Origin of the sequence: Cytobacillus sp. FSL K6-0265 (genome assembly GCF_038003465.1) — a bacterium.
Classification (GTDB): Bacteria; Bacillota; Bacilli; order Bacillales; family Cytobacillaceae; genus Cytobacillus; species Cytobacillus stercorigallinarum.
Map to the genome: position 1 here is coordinate 2,234,653 of NZ_JBBOPE010000001.1, position 16,452 is coordinate 2,251,104.

Annotated in this window: 13 protein-coding genes; 3 read left to right on the top strand and 10 right to left on the bottom strand. The window is 34.9% G+C overall.

The window, feature by feature from the left end; genetic code table 11:
* Positions 1-18 precede the first annotated feature (18 nt).
* The 5 genes from MHH73_RS11400 to MHH73_RS11420 form a co-directional block, all read right to left on the bottom strand.
* Positions 19-762: an alpha/beta hydrolase gene (locus MHH73_RS11400; protein WP_341066872.1), complete on the bottom strand. Its 744-nt coding sequence runs from the start codon at positions 760-762 to the stop codon at positions 19-21.
* A 424-nt stretch (positions 763-1,186) separates the two neighbouring features.
* Positions 1,187-3,640 (bottom strand): ABC transporter permease, encoded by a 2,454-nt coding sequence (locus MHH73_RS11405; protein WP_341066875.1) that lies wholly within the window; start codon positions 3,638-3,640, stop codon positions 1,187-1,189.
* Positions 3,624-4,313 carry an ABC transporter ATP-binding protein gene (locus MHH73_RS11410; RefSeq protein ID WP_191811456.1) on the bottom strand — a complete coding sequence of 230 codons (690 nt, stop codon included), beginning with the start codon at positions 4,311-4,313 and terminating at the stop codon, positions 3,624-3,626. The genes MHH73_RS11405 and MHH73_RS11410 overlap by 17 nt, the downstream gene beginning before the upstream one ends.
* A gap of 108 nt (positions 4,314-4,421) precedes the next feature.
* The gene (locus tag MHH73_RS11415) at positions 4,422-5,330 is read right to left on the bottom strand and encodes a sensor histidine kinase (protein WP_191811454.1); all 909 of its coding nucleotides are present in this window, start codon (positions 5,328-5,330) and stop codon (positions 4,422-4,424) included.
* Positions 5,318-5,983, bottom strand: coding sequence for a response regulator transcription factor (locus MHH73_RS11420; RefSeq protein ID WP_191811451.1), 666 nt, complete (start codon positions 5,981-5,983; stop codon positions 5,318-5,320). The genes MHH73_RS11415 and MHH73_RS11420 overlap by 13 nt, the downstream gene beginning before the upstream one ends.
* Before the next feature lie 369 nt (positions 5,984-6,352).
* Here MHH73_RS11420 and MHH73_RS11425 point away from each other — a divergent pair, with 369 nt between their 5' ends.
* On the top strand, positions 6,353-7,306 hold the full coding sequence (locus MHH73_RS11425; RefSeq protein WP_191812632.1) for a calcium/sodium antiporter: 954 nt from the start codon (positions 6,353-6,355) through the stop codon (positions 7,304-7,306).
* 76 nt (positions 7,307-7,382) lie between these two features.
* Here the strand turns inward: MHH73_RS11425 and MHH73_RS11430 are convergent, their stop codons facing one another.
* The 5 genes from MHH73_RS11430 to MHH73_RS11450 all read right to left on the bottom strand — a co-directional run bounded on the left by MHH73_RS11430 (position 7,383) and on the right by MHH73_RS11450 (position 13,572).
* A complete protein-coding gene (locus MHH73_RS11430) occupies positions 7,383-8,135 on the bottom strand; it encodes a class I SAM-dependent methyltransferase (RefSeq protein WP_191811449.1) in 753 nt (250 codons plus the stop codon).
* A 222-nt stretch (positions 8,136-8,357) separates the two neighbouring features.
* The gene (locus MHH73_RS11435) at positions 8,358-9,410 is read right to left on the bottom strand and encodes a zinc-binding dehydrogenase (protein WP_191811447.1); all 1,053 of its coding nucleotides are present in this window, start codon (positions 9,408-9,410) and stop codon (positions 8,358-8,360) included.
* 12 nt (positions 9,411-9,422) lie between these two features.
* Positions 9,423-10,919, bottom strand: coding sequence for an aldehyde dehydrogenase family protein (locus MHH73_RS11440; protein ID WP_191811444.1), 1,497 nt, complete (start codon positions 10,917-10,919; stop codon positions 9,423-9,425).
* 15 nt (positions 10,920-10,934) lie between these two features.
* A complete protein-coding gene (locus MHH73_RS11445) occupies positions 10,935-12,548 on the bottom strand; it encodes a flavin-containing monooxygenase (protein WP_191811442.1) in 1,614 nt (537 codons plus the stop codon).
* Between the two features lie 85 nt (positions 12,549-12,633).
* On the bottom strand, positions 12,634-13,572 hold the full coding sequence (locus tag MHH73_RS11450; protein WP_191811440.1) for an alpha/beta hydrolase: 939 nt from the start codon (positions 13,570-13,572) through the stop codon (positions 12,634-12,636).
* A 169-nt stretch (positions 13,573-13,741) separates the two neighbouring features.
* On the opposite strand from MHH73_RS11450, the gene MHH73_RS11455 reads away from it, so the two are divergent.
* Entirely contained in the window at positions 13,742-14,446 is a 705-nt protein-coding gene (locus tag MHH73_RS11455) for a helix-turn-helix transcriptional regulator (protein ID WP_191811438.1), read from the top strand.
* A gap of 981 nt (positions 14,447-15,427) precedes the next feature.
* Positions 15,428-16,432, top strand: coding sequence for a choloylglycine hydrolase family protein (locus tag MHH73_RS11460; protein ID WP_191811436.1), 1,005 nt, complete (start codon positions 15,428-15,430; stop codon positions 16,430-16,432).
* Positions 16,433-16,452 lie beyond the last annotated feature (20 nt).

Below are 16,452 nucleotides of genomic sequence, written 5' to 3' on the forward strand. Positions count from 1 at the left end.
ATTACAATTTTCCCCCTTTTAAGAAAACAAATTTATTAATACGTTGCCTACACGATGCCTAAAATGTGAATAATCATGTTTAGCACCATTGATAATGGTTAATTCTGTCTGAAATGCCTTCGCAACTTCTTCGTTAGAGTGAATAAAAGCCTGATTGACTTTATTATCATCACTTTCTAAACTACCACAATCCATATAAATTTTATTTACATGTGAGATATCTGACTTTCTAATTAAGTCTTCTATTTTTTCTTGATTTCGATAAAATGATGAAGAGAAAACTGCCATACTATTATAGATAGTCGGATAAACACAAACCGCATAAGCAGATATAAGTCCACCTAAAGAGATACCTGCTATAGCTGTCTTATCAGACTTTGTACGATAATGTTTATCTATAAATGGTTTCAGTTCATTTGTTACAAACTCAATATATCTTTGTCCATCTGGTTGCCAACTGTCATCGATGTGAAATTGCTGACTATACTCACCCCCTTGCCACGGACAATAGTCTTCTATTCTTTGTGCTTGGATACAATCAATCCCGACAACAATCATTTGACAATCTTGTTCATTAAACACTTTTTCTAAAGATAAAGAGACGCCACCAATCGCATCCTCATCTCGAAAGATATTTTGTCCATCATGCATGTAAAGCACTGGTAACCGTTTATTTGTATTAAAGTAATGTTTCGGTATATACATGCGAATTGTTCTTGTTTGATTCATAATTGTTGATTGAAATGAAAAAACTTTATGCAATTCTAACTGCACCTCCCTTAATACTTTTGAAAGAAGAAACATAATAGCGATATTCTAGAAGCAAAAAATCGAGCTTTCTTGGCTAGGAAGCTCGATTTTTTACGTGTTATGATTTTATTCGATATTTTTTGCTCTTTTTCCTATTACTTTATTAATGGAGTTTCTTATCTGCTTACTTTATTAATGGAGTTTCTTATCTGCCCTAACATAATTACAATCTTTTCAAGAGCAGAAACCGTAATGTATTCATCCACTCGCTCGCAAAAAAAGGATAGATTGTATAATCGGCAGATTCTACAATTACTACAGATTTACTATCATCGAGAGTTCTGGTTATCAATTTTTCTTGCATTAATGAATTTGTAATCTAATTTGCTATTGCATGGCAGTTTCAGCGGTCCGATTCTTAGTATCATATCCGCATTTAATACATATTCTCCTTCAATCGCTCAGTGATTGATTGTTTTGTCATTTTTTTGAAAGTTAGCAATGGAACTGTTATACAAATAATTAATACGACTATTGACACAACCACCATTGGTATGAGTGGAAACTGATAGACTGCATATTTTGAGACTGAATTAAATAAGACGAATAATCCATAGGCTATTCCATTCCCTATTGTCCATACTAATCCCAAGGAAATCATAGCATAATATACGCCTTCAGTCGCAACCATCTTTTTCACTTGCTTTCTTGTCATACCAATACTTTCTAATACAGATAATTCTTGTTTTCGATTAATGATTCCCGTAAACATGATATTAATAAAATTGACAATGCCTATCAAGGCAAGAAGAACAGAAAATCCGCCGCCAATAAGTGAGATCGCAATTTTTGATAGCTGCAAACTATCACGTATGGCTTCTTTTGTTTCGAATTGGAAAACACCGTATTCCTCGGATATCTGTTGGATTTGTTGTTGGACTTCCTTGTCTTTTCCTTTTTCGACAGACACATAGACCGAACCGATCTCGGGTTGATATTTACCATTGAAGTTCTCCATGAATTTTTCCGGTACGATTAATGTTGGGGCCCAGTTATTGAGTCCGGATGAATCTAGATTGAGTGGTAAGTAGCCGCCAAAATTGACTCTAAATTGTTCACCTGTTATCGGATGTGTGATAACAAAATTGCTCGGAAGTTCATAGATTCCCTCAAGTGATTGCCGTAAATACACCGTCTTTTCCCTTGATAAATCGATATTGCTATTTACTTTAGCAGGATGAAGACTCAATAAACGTTCAAAATCCTCATTTTTCAAGCTAATGATTTCACCCTCAAATCGCTTTGCTAGTTCTGCTTTTGAAATACTATCCTTAGCCCAATGATAATAAGAGGAAAATGCATCCGAAAATTCCGCTTTATATTTTGATTCATACTGTGGACTAACGTCTGTCACTCCAGAAACTGTTTCAAACTCCTTAATTAGTTTGTGCGATAAATTGTAAACTGGTTCATAATTTCCTTCATCATCCATCATATAGCCATTACGAATTTCAATATCACTTATCATTGAATTGGATACATAATTCTCAATATCTAAGCTTTCAACAATTGTAAAAACCGATAAAAATGTTGTCAATCCAAAGAATAAGGACATAAAAACCACCGTTGTTCTTTTTCCATGTCGGAAAATGTTTCTCCATGCCATTTTCCCTATTTTTCCACCATTGGTTGTTGCCTTCGTTTTTTTACTTTGAACTTTTATATCTGTATAACGAGTCGCTTCTACTGGTGATATCTTCCCAACCTTTCGGGCCGGCTTCCATACACTAATAAAGACAGTCATAAATGAGAATAAACTACTTAACAAAATAAGTACTAACTGTACTTGCCAATATCTAAAGAAATTCGGTAGACCGCCATATAAAGCAAAACCAAAAGCTAAAGCAATAGCTAGGGCACTACCAATTGGGATACCAATGACAGAAAGTCTCAATGCTTGTCCTCTAATAATCTGTTGAAGCTGTTTAGCAGTAGTACCAATTGTTTTCAATAATCCATATGACTGAATATCGTGTGAAATCGATAGATAGAAGATATTATATATAAGTAGGTATCCGCTAAACATAATAAGAAGAACAACCACTCCAATACCTGCAAGCATCATCATCTGATCACTTGATCCAGATAAGTTAAAATATGTTGCGAATTGCTGCGAATCAAATACATTCACTTGCTGTTCTAACCGTTCTACTTCATCTAATGGGGTAATTCCTCTTTTAAACTGAATATCTGCATATCCGTTATTTTCTAATGTGTGATTGGTGCTTTCTAAGTAGGCTTTTGAAACAAACCCCATACTGGCAAAAGGATCCTTTGAAAAAAGTGGATCAGTAAACCACCCTGTGAGAGTAAATTCCTGCATCACTTGTTTCCCGTGCTCATCCAAAATCGGCAACTCAATTTCCATTCCCTTTTTCGGTGTTGAACCAGTTAAATAATCAACTGCTTCCTTCGAGAGCATGATTTCATCTTGCTTTTTAGGGTATTCTCCGTTAATTGGATATAATGCATCTTGTTTCATATGATAGGCTTCTTTTGATAAATAACTTAATTCAATACGGTCATCACCAATTTCACTACTTGCTGCTTGTGTGATTTGTCCTATTCGTTCAACCGAAGATGCTTTATCTAAAGTGGATAACTGTAATTCAGTCGGATTTGTTAAATACGCATCAGCTGCTGTTCCCGCAGATTGAATCCAATTGACTTCAATAAACCGATTAGCATTCATGCCAAAAAGAATCAATGCACTCAACATAAAACTTGTTAAAACAATCGCCAGTAAAGCTACTTTATTCCTAGACTTATTTTCTTTAAGTAAACGTTTGGATAATGTTTTAATGACCTTTTGATTATTGACCTTCAGCATAACCATTACCACCTACGATCTGCCCATCCTCAATTCGAATGGTGCGATCGGCCATTTGCGCGATTTCTTCATTATGTGTAATCATAATAACCGTCTGCTTAAAACGATCACTTGTTACTTTTAATAAACCAATTACATCTAAGCTCGTTTTACTATCTAAATTTCCTGTAGGCTCATCTGCAAGTATAATTGACGGCTTTGTAGCCAGTGCTCTTGCTATAGCCACACGCTGCTGTTGTCCACCTGACAGTTGATGAGGCAGATTGTATACTTTTTCCTTCAATCCTAATAGTGTAATGATCTCCTTGACATATTCCTCATCCACCTGGTTACCATCTAGTTCTATTGGCAAAACAATATTTTCATATACATTCAGAACGGGGATTAAGTTAAATTGTTGAAAAATAAAACCGATTTTACGTCTACGAAAAATGGTTAATTCATCAGCACTTAAGGTAAATAACGATTGTCCATCAATAATGACTTCACCTGAATCTGGATAATCCAAACCACCGAGCATATGGAGTAAAGTGGATTTCCCACTACCTGATGTCCCAATAATCGTTACAAATTCTCCATGCTCAATTTGTAAGGTAGTATGATCTAATGCTTTTACTATATTCGTTCCACTACCATAGTATTTTTTTAAAGCGTTTGCCGTAACTATGTTCATATGTCTCTCCTCCAAAATACTTGTTCGTTAACAATGTGATTGTAAAAATTAAATCTTTCTATGTTCTTTCTGAAATCTATCACAATTGAAAGAAATGAAAAGTATTTATTATTTTGGAAGAAAAACGGAAAATAACGATCCTTGATTTGGTTTAGAGGCAACTTTAATATAACCACCTTGGCGCATAATAATTTCTCTTGTTAAAAACAAGCCAATCCCTACACCTTCCATATGATACACCTCTTTAGAGCGGAAAAAACGAATAAAAATCTTGTTAATTTCAGATTCTTTTATACCAATGCCTGAGTCCTGGATATCTATCCTACAGAAGCTATCATATTCAAGTACCTTAATTGTTATTTTTCCTGCTTCTTTCGTATATTTATTAGCATTATCAACAATATTTAATAACGCCTCTTTTGTCCATTTATAATCAAAACTAGCTTGTTCTATCCCACATTGAAGATCAATCCTTTGTTGCTTCTCATTAAATATTGGCCGCAAATCTTGAATAATATCTTGTAGCAAAGGTTTCAGTAACTGCTGTTTTGGCGTCACATGTATGATTCCGGTTTCTAATCGAGAGGAATTAACTAATGCTTGTACTAAAAAACTTAATTTTGTCGTTTGATGGTTTAATTGATTAATGTATGTTTTTCCATTCATTGATAAGCCTTCCTCATCTAACAGTTGCCCATAGAGCATAATATTGGCAATGGGTGTTTTTGTTTGATGTGCTATATCAGATATTAATGTCTTTATTTCGTCACGTTCTTTTGAAAGCTGTTCTTTAGATGTTCCACTTTCTAAGAGATACTGCCTCATCTTTGATTCTACCGCTGATAATTTAGACTCATCATACGTCGATTCTCTAAATTGTCCGTTCTTCGCTGATTCAATCATCTCAGATAAGCGATTTAAAATACGGCTAATTTTTCGCTCATAATACCATTTTCCAATTAGCCATGTACTTATAATGGCTACAATTACAACTAACAAAATAGCTATTTTTTCCATGAGTAGCCTATCCCGTACACTGTTTCAATTCTATTCTCTTTCCCTAACTTATCTCTTAACCTTTTAATAGCAACTGAAAGTGCATTCTTTTCAACAAATGCTGATTCATCCAACCATACTTTGTCTATCAACAGTTCTCGTTGTAGTGTTTGCCCTTTATTGACGATTAATAAGCGCAACAATTTCTGTTCCGTTTTGCTTAATTCTATAGGCTTTGATTGATTCATAAATTGCATTTTTTCGAAGTTAAAATAAAAATTTCCTATTTGATAAATATCTGTATTCTGTTGAGATTGTTGTCTACGAAACACTGCCGAGACTCTTGCCCGTAAGATCATTAAACTGAATGGTTTCGTTATATAGTCATCTGCCCCAAGTTCTAACCCTCTCACAATATCGACTTCAAGATCATTAGCTGTAAGAAAAATAAAAGGACACAAGTCATTTTTCATCATAGCTTGAATCCATTCAACACCATTTCCGTCTGGCAAATTAATATCTACCAGCATTAAATCAAATATTTCCTTATGTAAAGCAGCCGTCGCATCTTCTAATGTATATACTTGAGTAAACGAATAATTATCTTGTTTCAAACTCAAAGTAATGCCCTGATTCAGCGCGATATCATCCTCTATTACTAGAATTTTTTTCATACTTACGCTTCCTTCCTAGAGACTATTGACACCAATCTGTCCCCTCTTATTATTCCTTTTGGTACGATTAACTAGCCTTTTATAAGATGTTAGCAAAAATTAATCCACTATCTCTTAAGGTTTTAATTGAAAACTACAAGTTGGCCACTCAATTAGGTAGATTCATCTTCTTTACATATTAAGTACTTCTCATAATTTCTGCAAACAACTATCATGACTGTTTAACATAACTTTGGAATTTCCTATGAGTAATTGATAAGCGCTTTATTTTTCTAAACTTAATATACATCCTTAACAACTACATAGTATATACAGGTGTAGGAAGAAAATAATAGAAGATATGTATATATGTAAAGGGGAGTGCGGATGATGACTTATATTTTATTAATTGTTGGATTCGCTTTATTGATTAAAGGAGCCGATCTTTTTGTTGACGGTTCTTCCAATATTGCTAGGTTGCTAAGGGTCCCACCCATGTTAATTGGGTTAACGATCGTTGCATTTGGAACAAGTTCACCTGAGGCTACTGTCAGTATTATTGCCGCACTTGAAGGAAGTGCAGATGTTTCACTAGGAAATGTGCTCGGGAGCAATATCTTTAACATCACACTTGTGGTAGGGGCTACTGCCTTTTTATATCCATTGAAAGTACAAAGTGAGACAATAAAAAAAGAAATCCCTTTCACATTTCTTGCAAGTGTTACTTTGCTCATTCTGATGAGTGATATAACTTTGCAGGGTTTTGACAGTAATCTACTGACTCGTAGTGACGGACTTGTCTTTTTATTATTTTTATCTATATTTATGTATTATGTCATTGAAATTGGCCTAAAAAGTCGGCAAAATATAGAAACTACATCTACTCCTCAAGACCTTACCTGGGGTAAAAATATATTCATTTCGACTTTAGGTCTGGCCGCCATTATTTTTGGGGGGAATTTAGTAGTTAACAATGGTACAGAAATTGCGTACTCCCTTGGTATGAGTGAAACATTAGTAGGATTAACAATTGTTGCAATAGGTACCTCTCTACCAGAACTAGTAACTTCGATTACTGCAGCGTTAAAAAAAGAAAGCGAAATCGCATTGGGTAATATTGTAGGCAGTAATATTTTTAATATTTTATTTGTACTTGGTGCATCGGCAACCATCTCACCATTAGCCGTGAATGATAAAGTCTTTATTGACGTCATTCTAATGATAATCCTGACGGTTGTCCTATTTATATTCTCGCGGACCCGTTTTAAAATCGGCAAAAGAGAAGGATTAATACTCGTTTTCGCGTACATTATTTATTTGGTTTATATTATTATTCGGAATTAAAAATCGATGAAATCATTAAATGTGAATGATAAAAAAAGACTTTCATTTCTAGTTTGAAAGTCTTTGTTAGTATGCCCTATATAGTTGGCTTACGACATTTGATAATAAAACTAGTCGGTAATAGACTAGCTTTATCAGGTGAATACCAGCCATTACTATGTCTATCTTTATCTTCTTCTGATATACAGACCTCTTCGATTATTTGCTCAATATGAAACCCTGAAGTAATTAGTAAATTGATATATGTACTTAATTTATATTGTTGCATTGTTGCTGGTTCCTGCCATGCATGATGATCATATGCACCTTCCTCATGATAGCTTTTAGTCATAACGAGTTGTCCATTTTGATGGCTCATTCTATTATATAGTGGATGTTCCCAACTAAAGATAAATAAACCACCATCATTTAAATATTGAAAGACATTGGCCAACGTTTTGCTTAAATTCGTCGACCATCCAATCGCGTATATTGAGAAGACGATATCAAAATATGCACTCGGAATACCAGGATTCGCTTCCATTGGAGACTCAAATAATTGAATCAATGTATTACTTTCTGCTAATAAGTGCTTAGCTGTTTGAATTTGTACATGAGATAAATCAAGCCCCCATAATTCACTAGGAGATTTTCCATCTAGATATTTGATTGAATGACCACTCCCGCATCCTAATTCCAATATCCTCTTTCCTTTCACCTCACCGAATAACTGTAAATCTTCTTCAGTAGGTGCGAACGGACCATATTCAGGCAGCGGGTTTCTAGCAAAAAATCTCTCTGCAGCTTGATCCCAACTTTTTTTGTTTTGTATTAACGTTTCATTATTCATTCTTTCACCTCTTAAGAACATACATTCGACCTTAAAGTGGTGAAACCCTGCAAATTATTCGTATTTTTCCTTAAGCGAAATCTACATCCTTTTTTATTATTCTTTTATTCCTTTCATTTCTCTACACCTACTATTGCCATATTCATTCGATTATGTTGTTAGATATAAAATTTTTCTAAAAAAAACAAAAAAGAGCATCCTAAAAAAGGACGCTCCATTACTTTATGCAGTTACAGTGCTTTTCTCAAATTCTGTGACAATGTAGGTTCCTGATGTATTATAATTGCTCATTTCTTCAAAGATTTTTGTTACTTCAGATAAACTGATTTCTGCTGTTACCATCTTACCTGGTGTTATTTTCCCTTGCAATACTAAAGGAAGTAATGAATCAAAACGGTGATTCGGCATCCCTAAAGTTCCGATAAATTGGATTTCTTGCATAACCATTTGATCAATAGGTAAGGCAATTTTTCCATCTTCAACTTTTGTTGTCACGCCAACTTGTAAGTGGCGACCACGTTTGGCTAAACTATGAATCCCATTTAAACATGTATCTGCAATACCAAGGGCGTCAATAGATACATTCGCCCCACCACCAGTGATTTCCTTCACTGCATGAACCGGATCTACTTCTTTACTATTAATCACTACATGTGCGCCCATTTGCTTAGCCAACTCTAGATTCTTTGGATTAATATCGACACCAATGACGGTTGCACCAATGGAAGCAGCAATATTAATGGCATTTAAGCCCACTCCTCCACATCCATAGATAACAACCCACTCACCTGGTTCCACTTTTGCTCGATCGACTACTCCATGAAAAGCTGTCATTAAACGACAACCTAATGCTGCACCATCTAAAAAACTAATTTCCTCTGCTAAAGGAATAATATTACGGTCACCCAATGGAACACCTACATACTCCGCATATCCACCATTATAAGTCGATCCAGGAATATAAGAAGAATGACAGAGGTTAGAGTGGCCCTGTAGACAATATGGGCATGTACCATCACTACCTGAGAAAGGAACGATAACGCGGTCTCCTTTTTTATAGTTTTTTACATTTTTCCCTACTTCTTCGACAACTCCGGTAAATTCGTGACCTAATATTTTTTGGGTAATCGGTATATCTCCTGCCCAGTAATGCCAATCACTACGGCAAACGCCATTTGCTTTTACTTTTACAATCACCCCATTTTCATCAATTGTAGGATCAGGTACTTCTTGAACAATTGCATTTTTTATTCCTTCAATTACTAATGCCTTCATAACATCAGCTCCCTATCCATGTTTAATGGCAACACTTTTTACTTTTGTATAGGCTTCGATACCTGCTAAACCTAATTCCGATCCCATTCCACTTTGCTTAAATCCAGTTAATGGGATATTGTCATCAGTTAAAAAATATTCGTTGACCCAAACAGAACCCGCATTTAATGAATCAACCATTTTATGCGTTGTCTCTATGTTTGTCGTCCACACACCTGCAGCTAGCCCATATTCTGTTGCATTGGCTCTTTCTATGACTTCTTCGATTGAATCGAAAGGTATAATACAAAGGACAGGACCAAAAATCTCCTCATAGACAGACTGACAATTTTCATCAAGTCCTTCGATAATTGTTGGTAAATAGAAGTTCCCTTGTTGAAGGTTTGGACTAGTAGGTCGTTTGCCTCCAGTAAGAATGGTAGCTCCATCTTTTTTGGCTAGTTCAACATACTTTTCAACAGTAGCTATTTGTGTTTTAGAAATGAGTGGCCCCATTTGCGCGTTTGGATCAAGGGGATCACCTAAAATAAAGCTTTCCGCTATTTCAACGAGCTTAGCTTTCACAGTATCATATACAGAACGTTCAATATATAAACGTGAGCCTGCCGCACACACTTGTCCTGTATTCATTAGGATCGCTTGAATTGCACCAGGAATCGCTTTGTTTAAATTAGCGTCTGCAAAGATAATGTTTGGCGACTTCCCTCCTAGTTCAAGCGTGATTTTTTTCAAAGATTTCGACGCTTTTTCCATAATCCGTCTTCCTACACTTGTTGAGCCTGTGAAACCAATTTTATCGATATCTGGGTGTGATGTAATCGCTTCCCCAAGCTTCCCTCCTGCACCTGTAACAATATTAACAACCCCAGGAGGAAAACCAGCTTCCTCTATTAATTTACCAATATATAAAGTCGATAGAGATGTTTGTTGCGAAGGTTTTATCACAACAGTATTCCCAGCCGCAAGTGGAGCGGCAATCTTCCAACATGCAACTAAAGCAGGAAAGTTCCAAGATGTGATTTGACCACAAACACCTAGAGGTTCACGTTTAGTAAAAGCATGGATCTTTCCACCACTAGTAAGGTCGAGCGTATTTCCATAAAGCTTCGTTGCCCAACCAGCATAGTATCGAACATGATGTACAGCATTCTCAGCAAAGCCACCTGCTACTGCAAGTGTCCCCCCATAATCAAGGGCATCCAGTTGCGTAATAACTTCTAAATTTTCTTCTAATAAGTCCGCTAGCTTATTTAATAATCTTGCTCTCTCTCTTGGAGCTGTGTTTTTCCAGCTACTTTCGAAAGCTCGTCTGGCAGCCTTAACTGCTATATCAAGATCTCCCTCATCACCTTCATAAATTTTCGCCAAAACTTCATTCGTTGTTGGGTTAATGGACTCATACACTTTTCCCTTATTTGCCGGAACCCATTTTCCATTTAAAAACATTTTCTTTGTTCCTCTTAAAAACTCTTGAACAATCGGATTAATCTGTAAAATAGTATTAGCCATGTTCATTCCTCCTAATTAAGCTTCAATTTTATTAAACTCAAAAGCATATCCTCTGTAATCTTGTTGTGATACTTCGTTACATATTTGGCGATAATTGTCTAATCCACCTAAATAAATTAAGAAATCCTGGGACTTTCCATCGATATTAGACCCTGTATACCAGGATGCTGTTTTCGTAAACAGAGTGTTATCGGCAATCTCTTGACATTTCATGCTCCATTCCCTTTCCGCACCCTCGGTTGGCTCAATCGTTTTTACATGATGATCACGCATATACTTTAAGCAATCTGATATCCACTCTACATGTTGTTCAATGGCTGTTGGTACATTCGTTAAAACAGAAGGGCTTTGTGGTCCAGTAATCATAAAGAAATTTGGGAATCCTGCTAAGCCAAGTCCTAAATACGTCTCAACTTTTTTTCCACTTTTCCACTTGTTTCTAAGTGATAATCCCTCACGCCCTCTTATATCTATTTTCAATAGCGTTCCTGTCATTGCATCATAACCAGTTGCAAAAATAATGATGTCTAATGGGTATTCTTGTTCCTTTGTTTGAATCCCATTTGTAGTAATACCTTCAATCGGTTCTTGTTGTAAATTCACTAACATTACATGTTCTTGGTTATACGTATCATGATAGTTTGTATCTAAGATGGGCCGTTTTGTTGCGTAGTAATAATATGGGAGGAGATGGGCAGCCACTTCAGGTTTATTGATATTTGCACGAATTTTATTTCTGAGAAACTCTGAAATTAACTCATTTGATTTCTCATCAGTTGTTATATCATTAAATGCATTATTTAAAATCATCCCGCCTTTTTCCCAAGCCATTTCTAAGATTTCATTACGTTCCTCTTCTGGCGTCTCTACTACAGATTTCGTTGGTTTAGGAATGGGCAACCCTGAAGGTGAGGTTAACATGACGCTTCGTGCTGAATGAAACTCATCTTTAAATTGATCAACTTCTTCTTTTGTAAATGAACGATTCCGTGCAGGTACAGAATATTGAGGTGTTCGTTGAAAAACATAGACTTCTTTCGCTGATTCTGCAATGACGGGAATTGATTGAACACCACTAGAGCCTGTGCCAATCACTCCAACACGCTTATCTCTAAAATCAACAGTTGTATTTGGCCATTCGCCAGTATGATAGCTTTCACCTTGGAAATTTTCAATTCCTTTAAAATTAGGAATACTCGAGGTGGATAGGCAGCCGACACCTGAAATTAGGTAAGTTGCTGTGAACTCTTCACCGTTTCCCGTTGTAATGTGCCAAACTGCATGTTCTTCAACCCAAACTGCCGATTTTACTTCAGTATTAAATTGCATATATTTCTTAACATCTAATTCATCAGCCGCAAAATTTAAATAGCTCAAAATCTCATCTTGGCCAGCAAACCTTTTAGACCATGACCATTTTTTATATAAATCCTCTGAAAACATAAAATTATAGTAAAAACTATCTGAATCACACCGGGCACCAGGATATCTAGCGACATTCCACACGCCACCAACTCCAGCTGCTTTTTCAAATGTTTTCACAGAAAAACCTTCTTTACGTAACTTATACGTCATATAGATTCCAGAAAAGCCAGCGCCAATCACTACCGCGTCAAAATATTGAGTCATTTCTTATCCTCCTTTGTACTGTAATAGATAATTTTTAAAAAAAGAGAATGTAAGATTTGAACTTAATTTACTTGATTACCACTTTTTATACGCCTTGTTCGACTTTGTTTAAAAATCTCACAATATGTTGAACGGACTCTTTTGTTTCTTCTTCAAAGAAATCCATATTACCGTAATAACCATGGATTGCGCCTGAGATCACTTCATATTGAACAGGTACACCGTCCCGTCTTAACTTTTCTGCATAAGCAACTCCTTCATCTTTTAAAACATCATTTTCCGCTGCGATAATAAGCGTTGGAGGTAACCCTTGAACGGAATCGTATTTTAATGGTGATACATCGGGATGATTATACAGTTTTTCATCTCCTACATAATGGATACCAAACCATTTCATCAAATCTCGATCGAGACCAAATCCTTCAGCAAATTCGTTATAGGAATCTGTATTAAATTCTAAGTTTGTAACTGGGTAAATAAGAACTTGTGATTGAATGGATGGGCCATTGTTTAAAGCTTTCTTGGCAATAACCGTAGATAAGTTCCCACCAGCACTATCTCCACCAACAGAAATTTTCGTTAAATCTACTTTAAGCTCGTCTGCATGATTAGCTACCCATTCTAGTGCTGCATAGCAATCATTCATTGGAATGGGAAATTGATTTTCCGGAGCAAGACGATAATCCACAGAGATAACAACCGTTTTTGCTTCTGTCGCTACTAATCGATTGGCAGCTTCAAACATTTCAACAGAACCAATGACCCAACCGCCTCCATGATAATAAACTAGTGCTGGAAAAGGCCCTTCTCCTTCCGGTGAATAAATACATAATCGTATTTCTGCTCCATCATTGACTTTAATTAAGCGCTCTTCTCTTAGATGAATATGTGGTAAAATATTTTGTTCAGGTATTGGGGCATTTTTCTGAATTTCCTTTAATTCAATTGGATCAAATGATTCGATTTTCGGACCAGAATAAAAGCTCTCTAAATACAATTTTGCCCTTTCAGATAAACTTGCCAAATGATCTCCTCCTTTTTACTTAGAAAATTGTAATCGCTTACAATGATATTGTATAATCTAAATATTCTAACAACTATTCCTACTTTTTGATAAAACAGTACATACTTTAAGTCAAAATACAAATATGCCATTAGGTAATGAATATATAAGCCTAAATTAAAAAAGGAGAGTGTATTTATTGGTTAAATTAGATAATTGGGAAAGTAACATAGATAAAATAAAGGCAGCTATCAATCAAGAGCATAAAATTAAAATAATATTGGAAAGCTTTCTTACTGATTTTTCATTAAATGAAGCGATGTTATTTCGATATTCTCCGATAGACCACTTAGCGGAAGGGATACTTTCTGCTACTAAGTCAGAGTTCAAACATATTTCGTCTATACGGGATGATATCACTTCCATTCCAGCCATATTCAAAGCTATTAAAATGAGAACACCACAATATTATGAAGGAAATAATTTCCATTTAAATATATCAAAAAAATATATTATTGCAGATAACCAAGATGCTTTATTGGTCGTTCCTATCATATTTAACCAAGTTGTCATTGGCTATTTTCTAGGATCTCAATTTAAGAAGCCATTTGACCTTAAACTATTAATAGAAGCAAGTTTGTTTAGCAAGGACATTGGAGAAATTTTATTCAATCAATTTAATTTTATCGAGGAGGCAGAAATTAAACTATCGAAACGTGAATACGAAGTAATGAAATGTACTGCAAGCGGTTATAGTACGAAACAAATTGCCCATATATTAGAGATTAGTGAAACGACGATTAAACAATATATCAAAAGTGTCATGGCAAAAACCAATACATTAAATCGAACACATGCTGTAGCGTTTTTAATTCAAAAAAATATTCTTAAATAAGAGGAGTTTCGTTTGAATTACTTTGTATTCATGTAAAAAAATCCTTTGATTAAAGGTTATTTTTATATTTTAGAATAAAATTTTATGTTTAAAACTTTTATTCTATCTAAAAGGGAGAATAAATTATTGAAACCTAATATTTGTTTCTAGTATTATATTTATCTTAACTCGCTTTTTTACTATAGTTATGACAAGTTAGTATGGAAAAGAGGTGGATTTAATGTGCCTATAGCTAAATTAATGTAGGTGGATGTATAGAAGTCATTTTTAAAGTAAAACGTTTATAATTTTCTTTACAAGTTTGAAATGGATTGAAAACGAAACAAACATAGATTTTGCGCTAAATTCCATAATGAATTTTTTCCTCGTGTCATTCATTTCCAATCATGCTAAAATCTTTTAACTAAATTTTATTAGTATAAACAATTATTCATCCTTGTCTTTTTAACCATCTATTCATAGTTTCACTGAATCGTTTTACTTAGAGCAAGCTCTTATCGACTGCAATATGGATAAAAGCTCGCTATCCTTTTGTTGTATGAATATTCATACCAATCCCTCCTTTTTATTCTAAGAAGCATAGTTTTGTATGAAAATCTCAAATTTCCCGTACATATTAGCCACTTTTTACAAACATAAGGAAGATTGTAAAAAAAGGTATTAATCCTTGATGTCCCTTTAAATTGTCTATCGAAATAAATTTTCTTTTATATTGGTTTAAAGAAATTCTTGCCGATCTGTTTTATTTTACCCCACATATGTAAAAGCAAAAGAAGCATTGAACTTGGCCAAGTGCAAGTGTATGCATCATGGAAGTTAGATTCATTCTTTTAACAAAAATATAAAGAGTGCTAAATTTTTCTAATTTTCATAAAAAACGAACAAGATATCCTGAATATATGACGTGCTAATTCAGGTATATATAATTTTTTTGATATATATATTGTATAGATCAGAAAAATATAAAGGAGTGACGTTTACATGTGTACAACAGTGACAATGCATACGACAAACCAACACCATTTTTTAGCAAGAAATATGGATTTTGTAGACCTTCCTATTGATTATGATGTTGTGGTTTTGCCAAGGAGGTACAGGTGGTTAAATCAACAAGAAAATCGTTATATAACTAACCGATATGGCATTATTGGTATGGGGGTTGAGGGGGAGAATACTCATATTGGCTTATTTGATGGAATGAATGAACACGGTTTAATGGGAGTGATTCATTATTTTGAGGGCTTTGCAGAGTTTCAGACCGAGAAACAAAGAAATCGACTTAATTTAGCAGCTAATGATTTATTACTTTTTATATTGTCACAGTTTACGTCCACTTCTCAAATCACTCAGCAGATAAGAAATATTAATTTAATTGCACAAGAAATAGAATTCCTCGGAACGGTACCTCCCATTCATTGGATCTTTACTGATCGCCAATACAATACAATTGTTATAGAAAGCACAAAAGATGGAGTAAATGTTTATAATAATCCAATAGGTGCTTTTTCAAACAGCCCAGATTTTCGCTGGCATTTAATTAACTTAAACCTTTACACTTCATTGAGCCCTTCTGATCCAGGTGAAACCATTTGGGGAGACTATAATCTAGTTCGCTCTCCTGAGATGGTAAGTGGTGTATATGGGATACCTGGTGATTATTCTTCGCCTTCCCGATTTGTTCGTGCTGCTTACCTTCGAAATCACATTGAAGAAGCTGAAACAGAGTTAGACGGTTTACGCAACGCTATGAAAGTCCTAGAATATTGTGCTGTAGCTAGAGGTGCAGAGCTTGAAGACAATCAGCCATCTTATACACTTTACACAAGTGCCATGTGTAGCGAATCAGAAACTTATTATTATCAAACTTATAATAATATGCAAATTAATGCTGTTCAATTGTCTAATGAAGATTTAGATGCCCAAGATGTAAAACATTTTCCTATTTCACAAGAACAATCTATCTTTTATCAAAACAGAACAAAATAAAATCAAATCAAATCAACTAC

Excerpts from the sequence above, each read along its gene's own strand:
- MHH73_RS11420 (WP_191811451.1), bottom strand. The coding sequence starts at position 5,983 with ATGAAAAAAATTCTAGTAATAGAGGATGATATCGCGCTGAATCAGGGC.
- MHH73_RS11460 (WP_191811436.1), top strand. The coding sequence starts at position 15,428 with ATGTGTACAACAGTGACAATGCATACGACAAACCAACACCATTTTTTA.
- MHH73_RS11435 (WP_191811447.1), bottom strand. The coding sequence starts at position 9,410 with ATGAAGGCATTAGTAATTGAAGGAATAAAAAATGCAATTGTTCAAGAA.
- MHH73_RS11430 (WP_191811449.1), bottom strand. The coding sequence starts at position 8,135 with ATGAATAATGAAACGTTAATACAAAACAAAAAAAGTTGGGATCAAGCT.
- MHH73_RS11415 (WP_191811454.1), bottom strand. The coding sequence starts at position 5,330 with ATGGAAAAAATAGCTATTTTGTTAGTTGTAATTGTAGCCATTATAAGT.
- MHH73_RS11440 (WP_191811444.1), bottom strand. The coding sequence starts at position 10,919 with ATGGCTAATACTATTTTACAGATTAATCCGATTGTTCAAGAGTTTTTA.
- MHH73_RS11405 (WP_341066875.1), bottom strand. The coding sequence starts at position 3,640 with ATGCTGAAGGTCAATAATCAAAAGGTCATTAAAACATTATCCAAACGT.
- MHH73_RS11445 (WP_191811442.1), bottom strand. The coding sequence starts at position 12,548 with ATGACTCAATATTTTGACGCGGTAGTGATTGGCGCTGGCTTTTCTGGA.
- MHH73_RS11410 (WP_191811456.1), bottom strand. The coding sequence starts at position 4,313 with ATGAACATAGTTACGGCAAACGCTTTAAAAAAATACTATGGTAGTGGA.
- MHH73_RS11425 (WP_191812632.1), top strand. The coding sequence starts at position 6,353 with ATGACTTATATTTTATTAATTGTTGGATTCGCTTTATTGATTAAAGGA.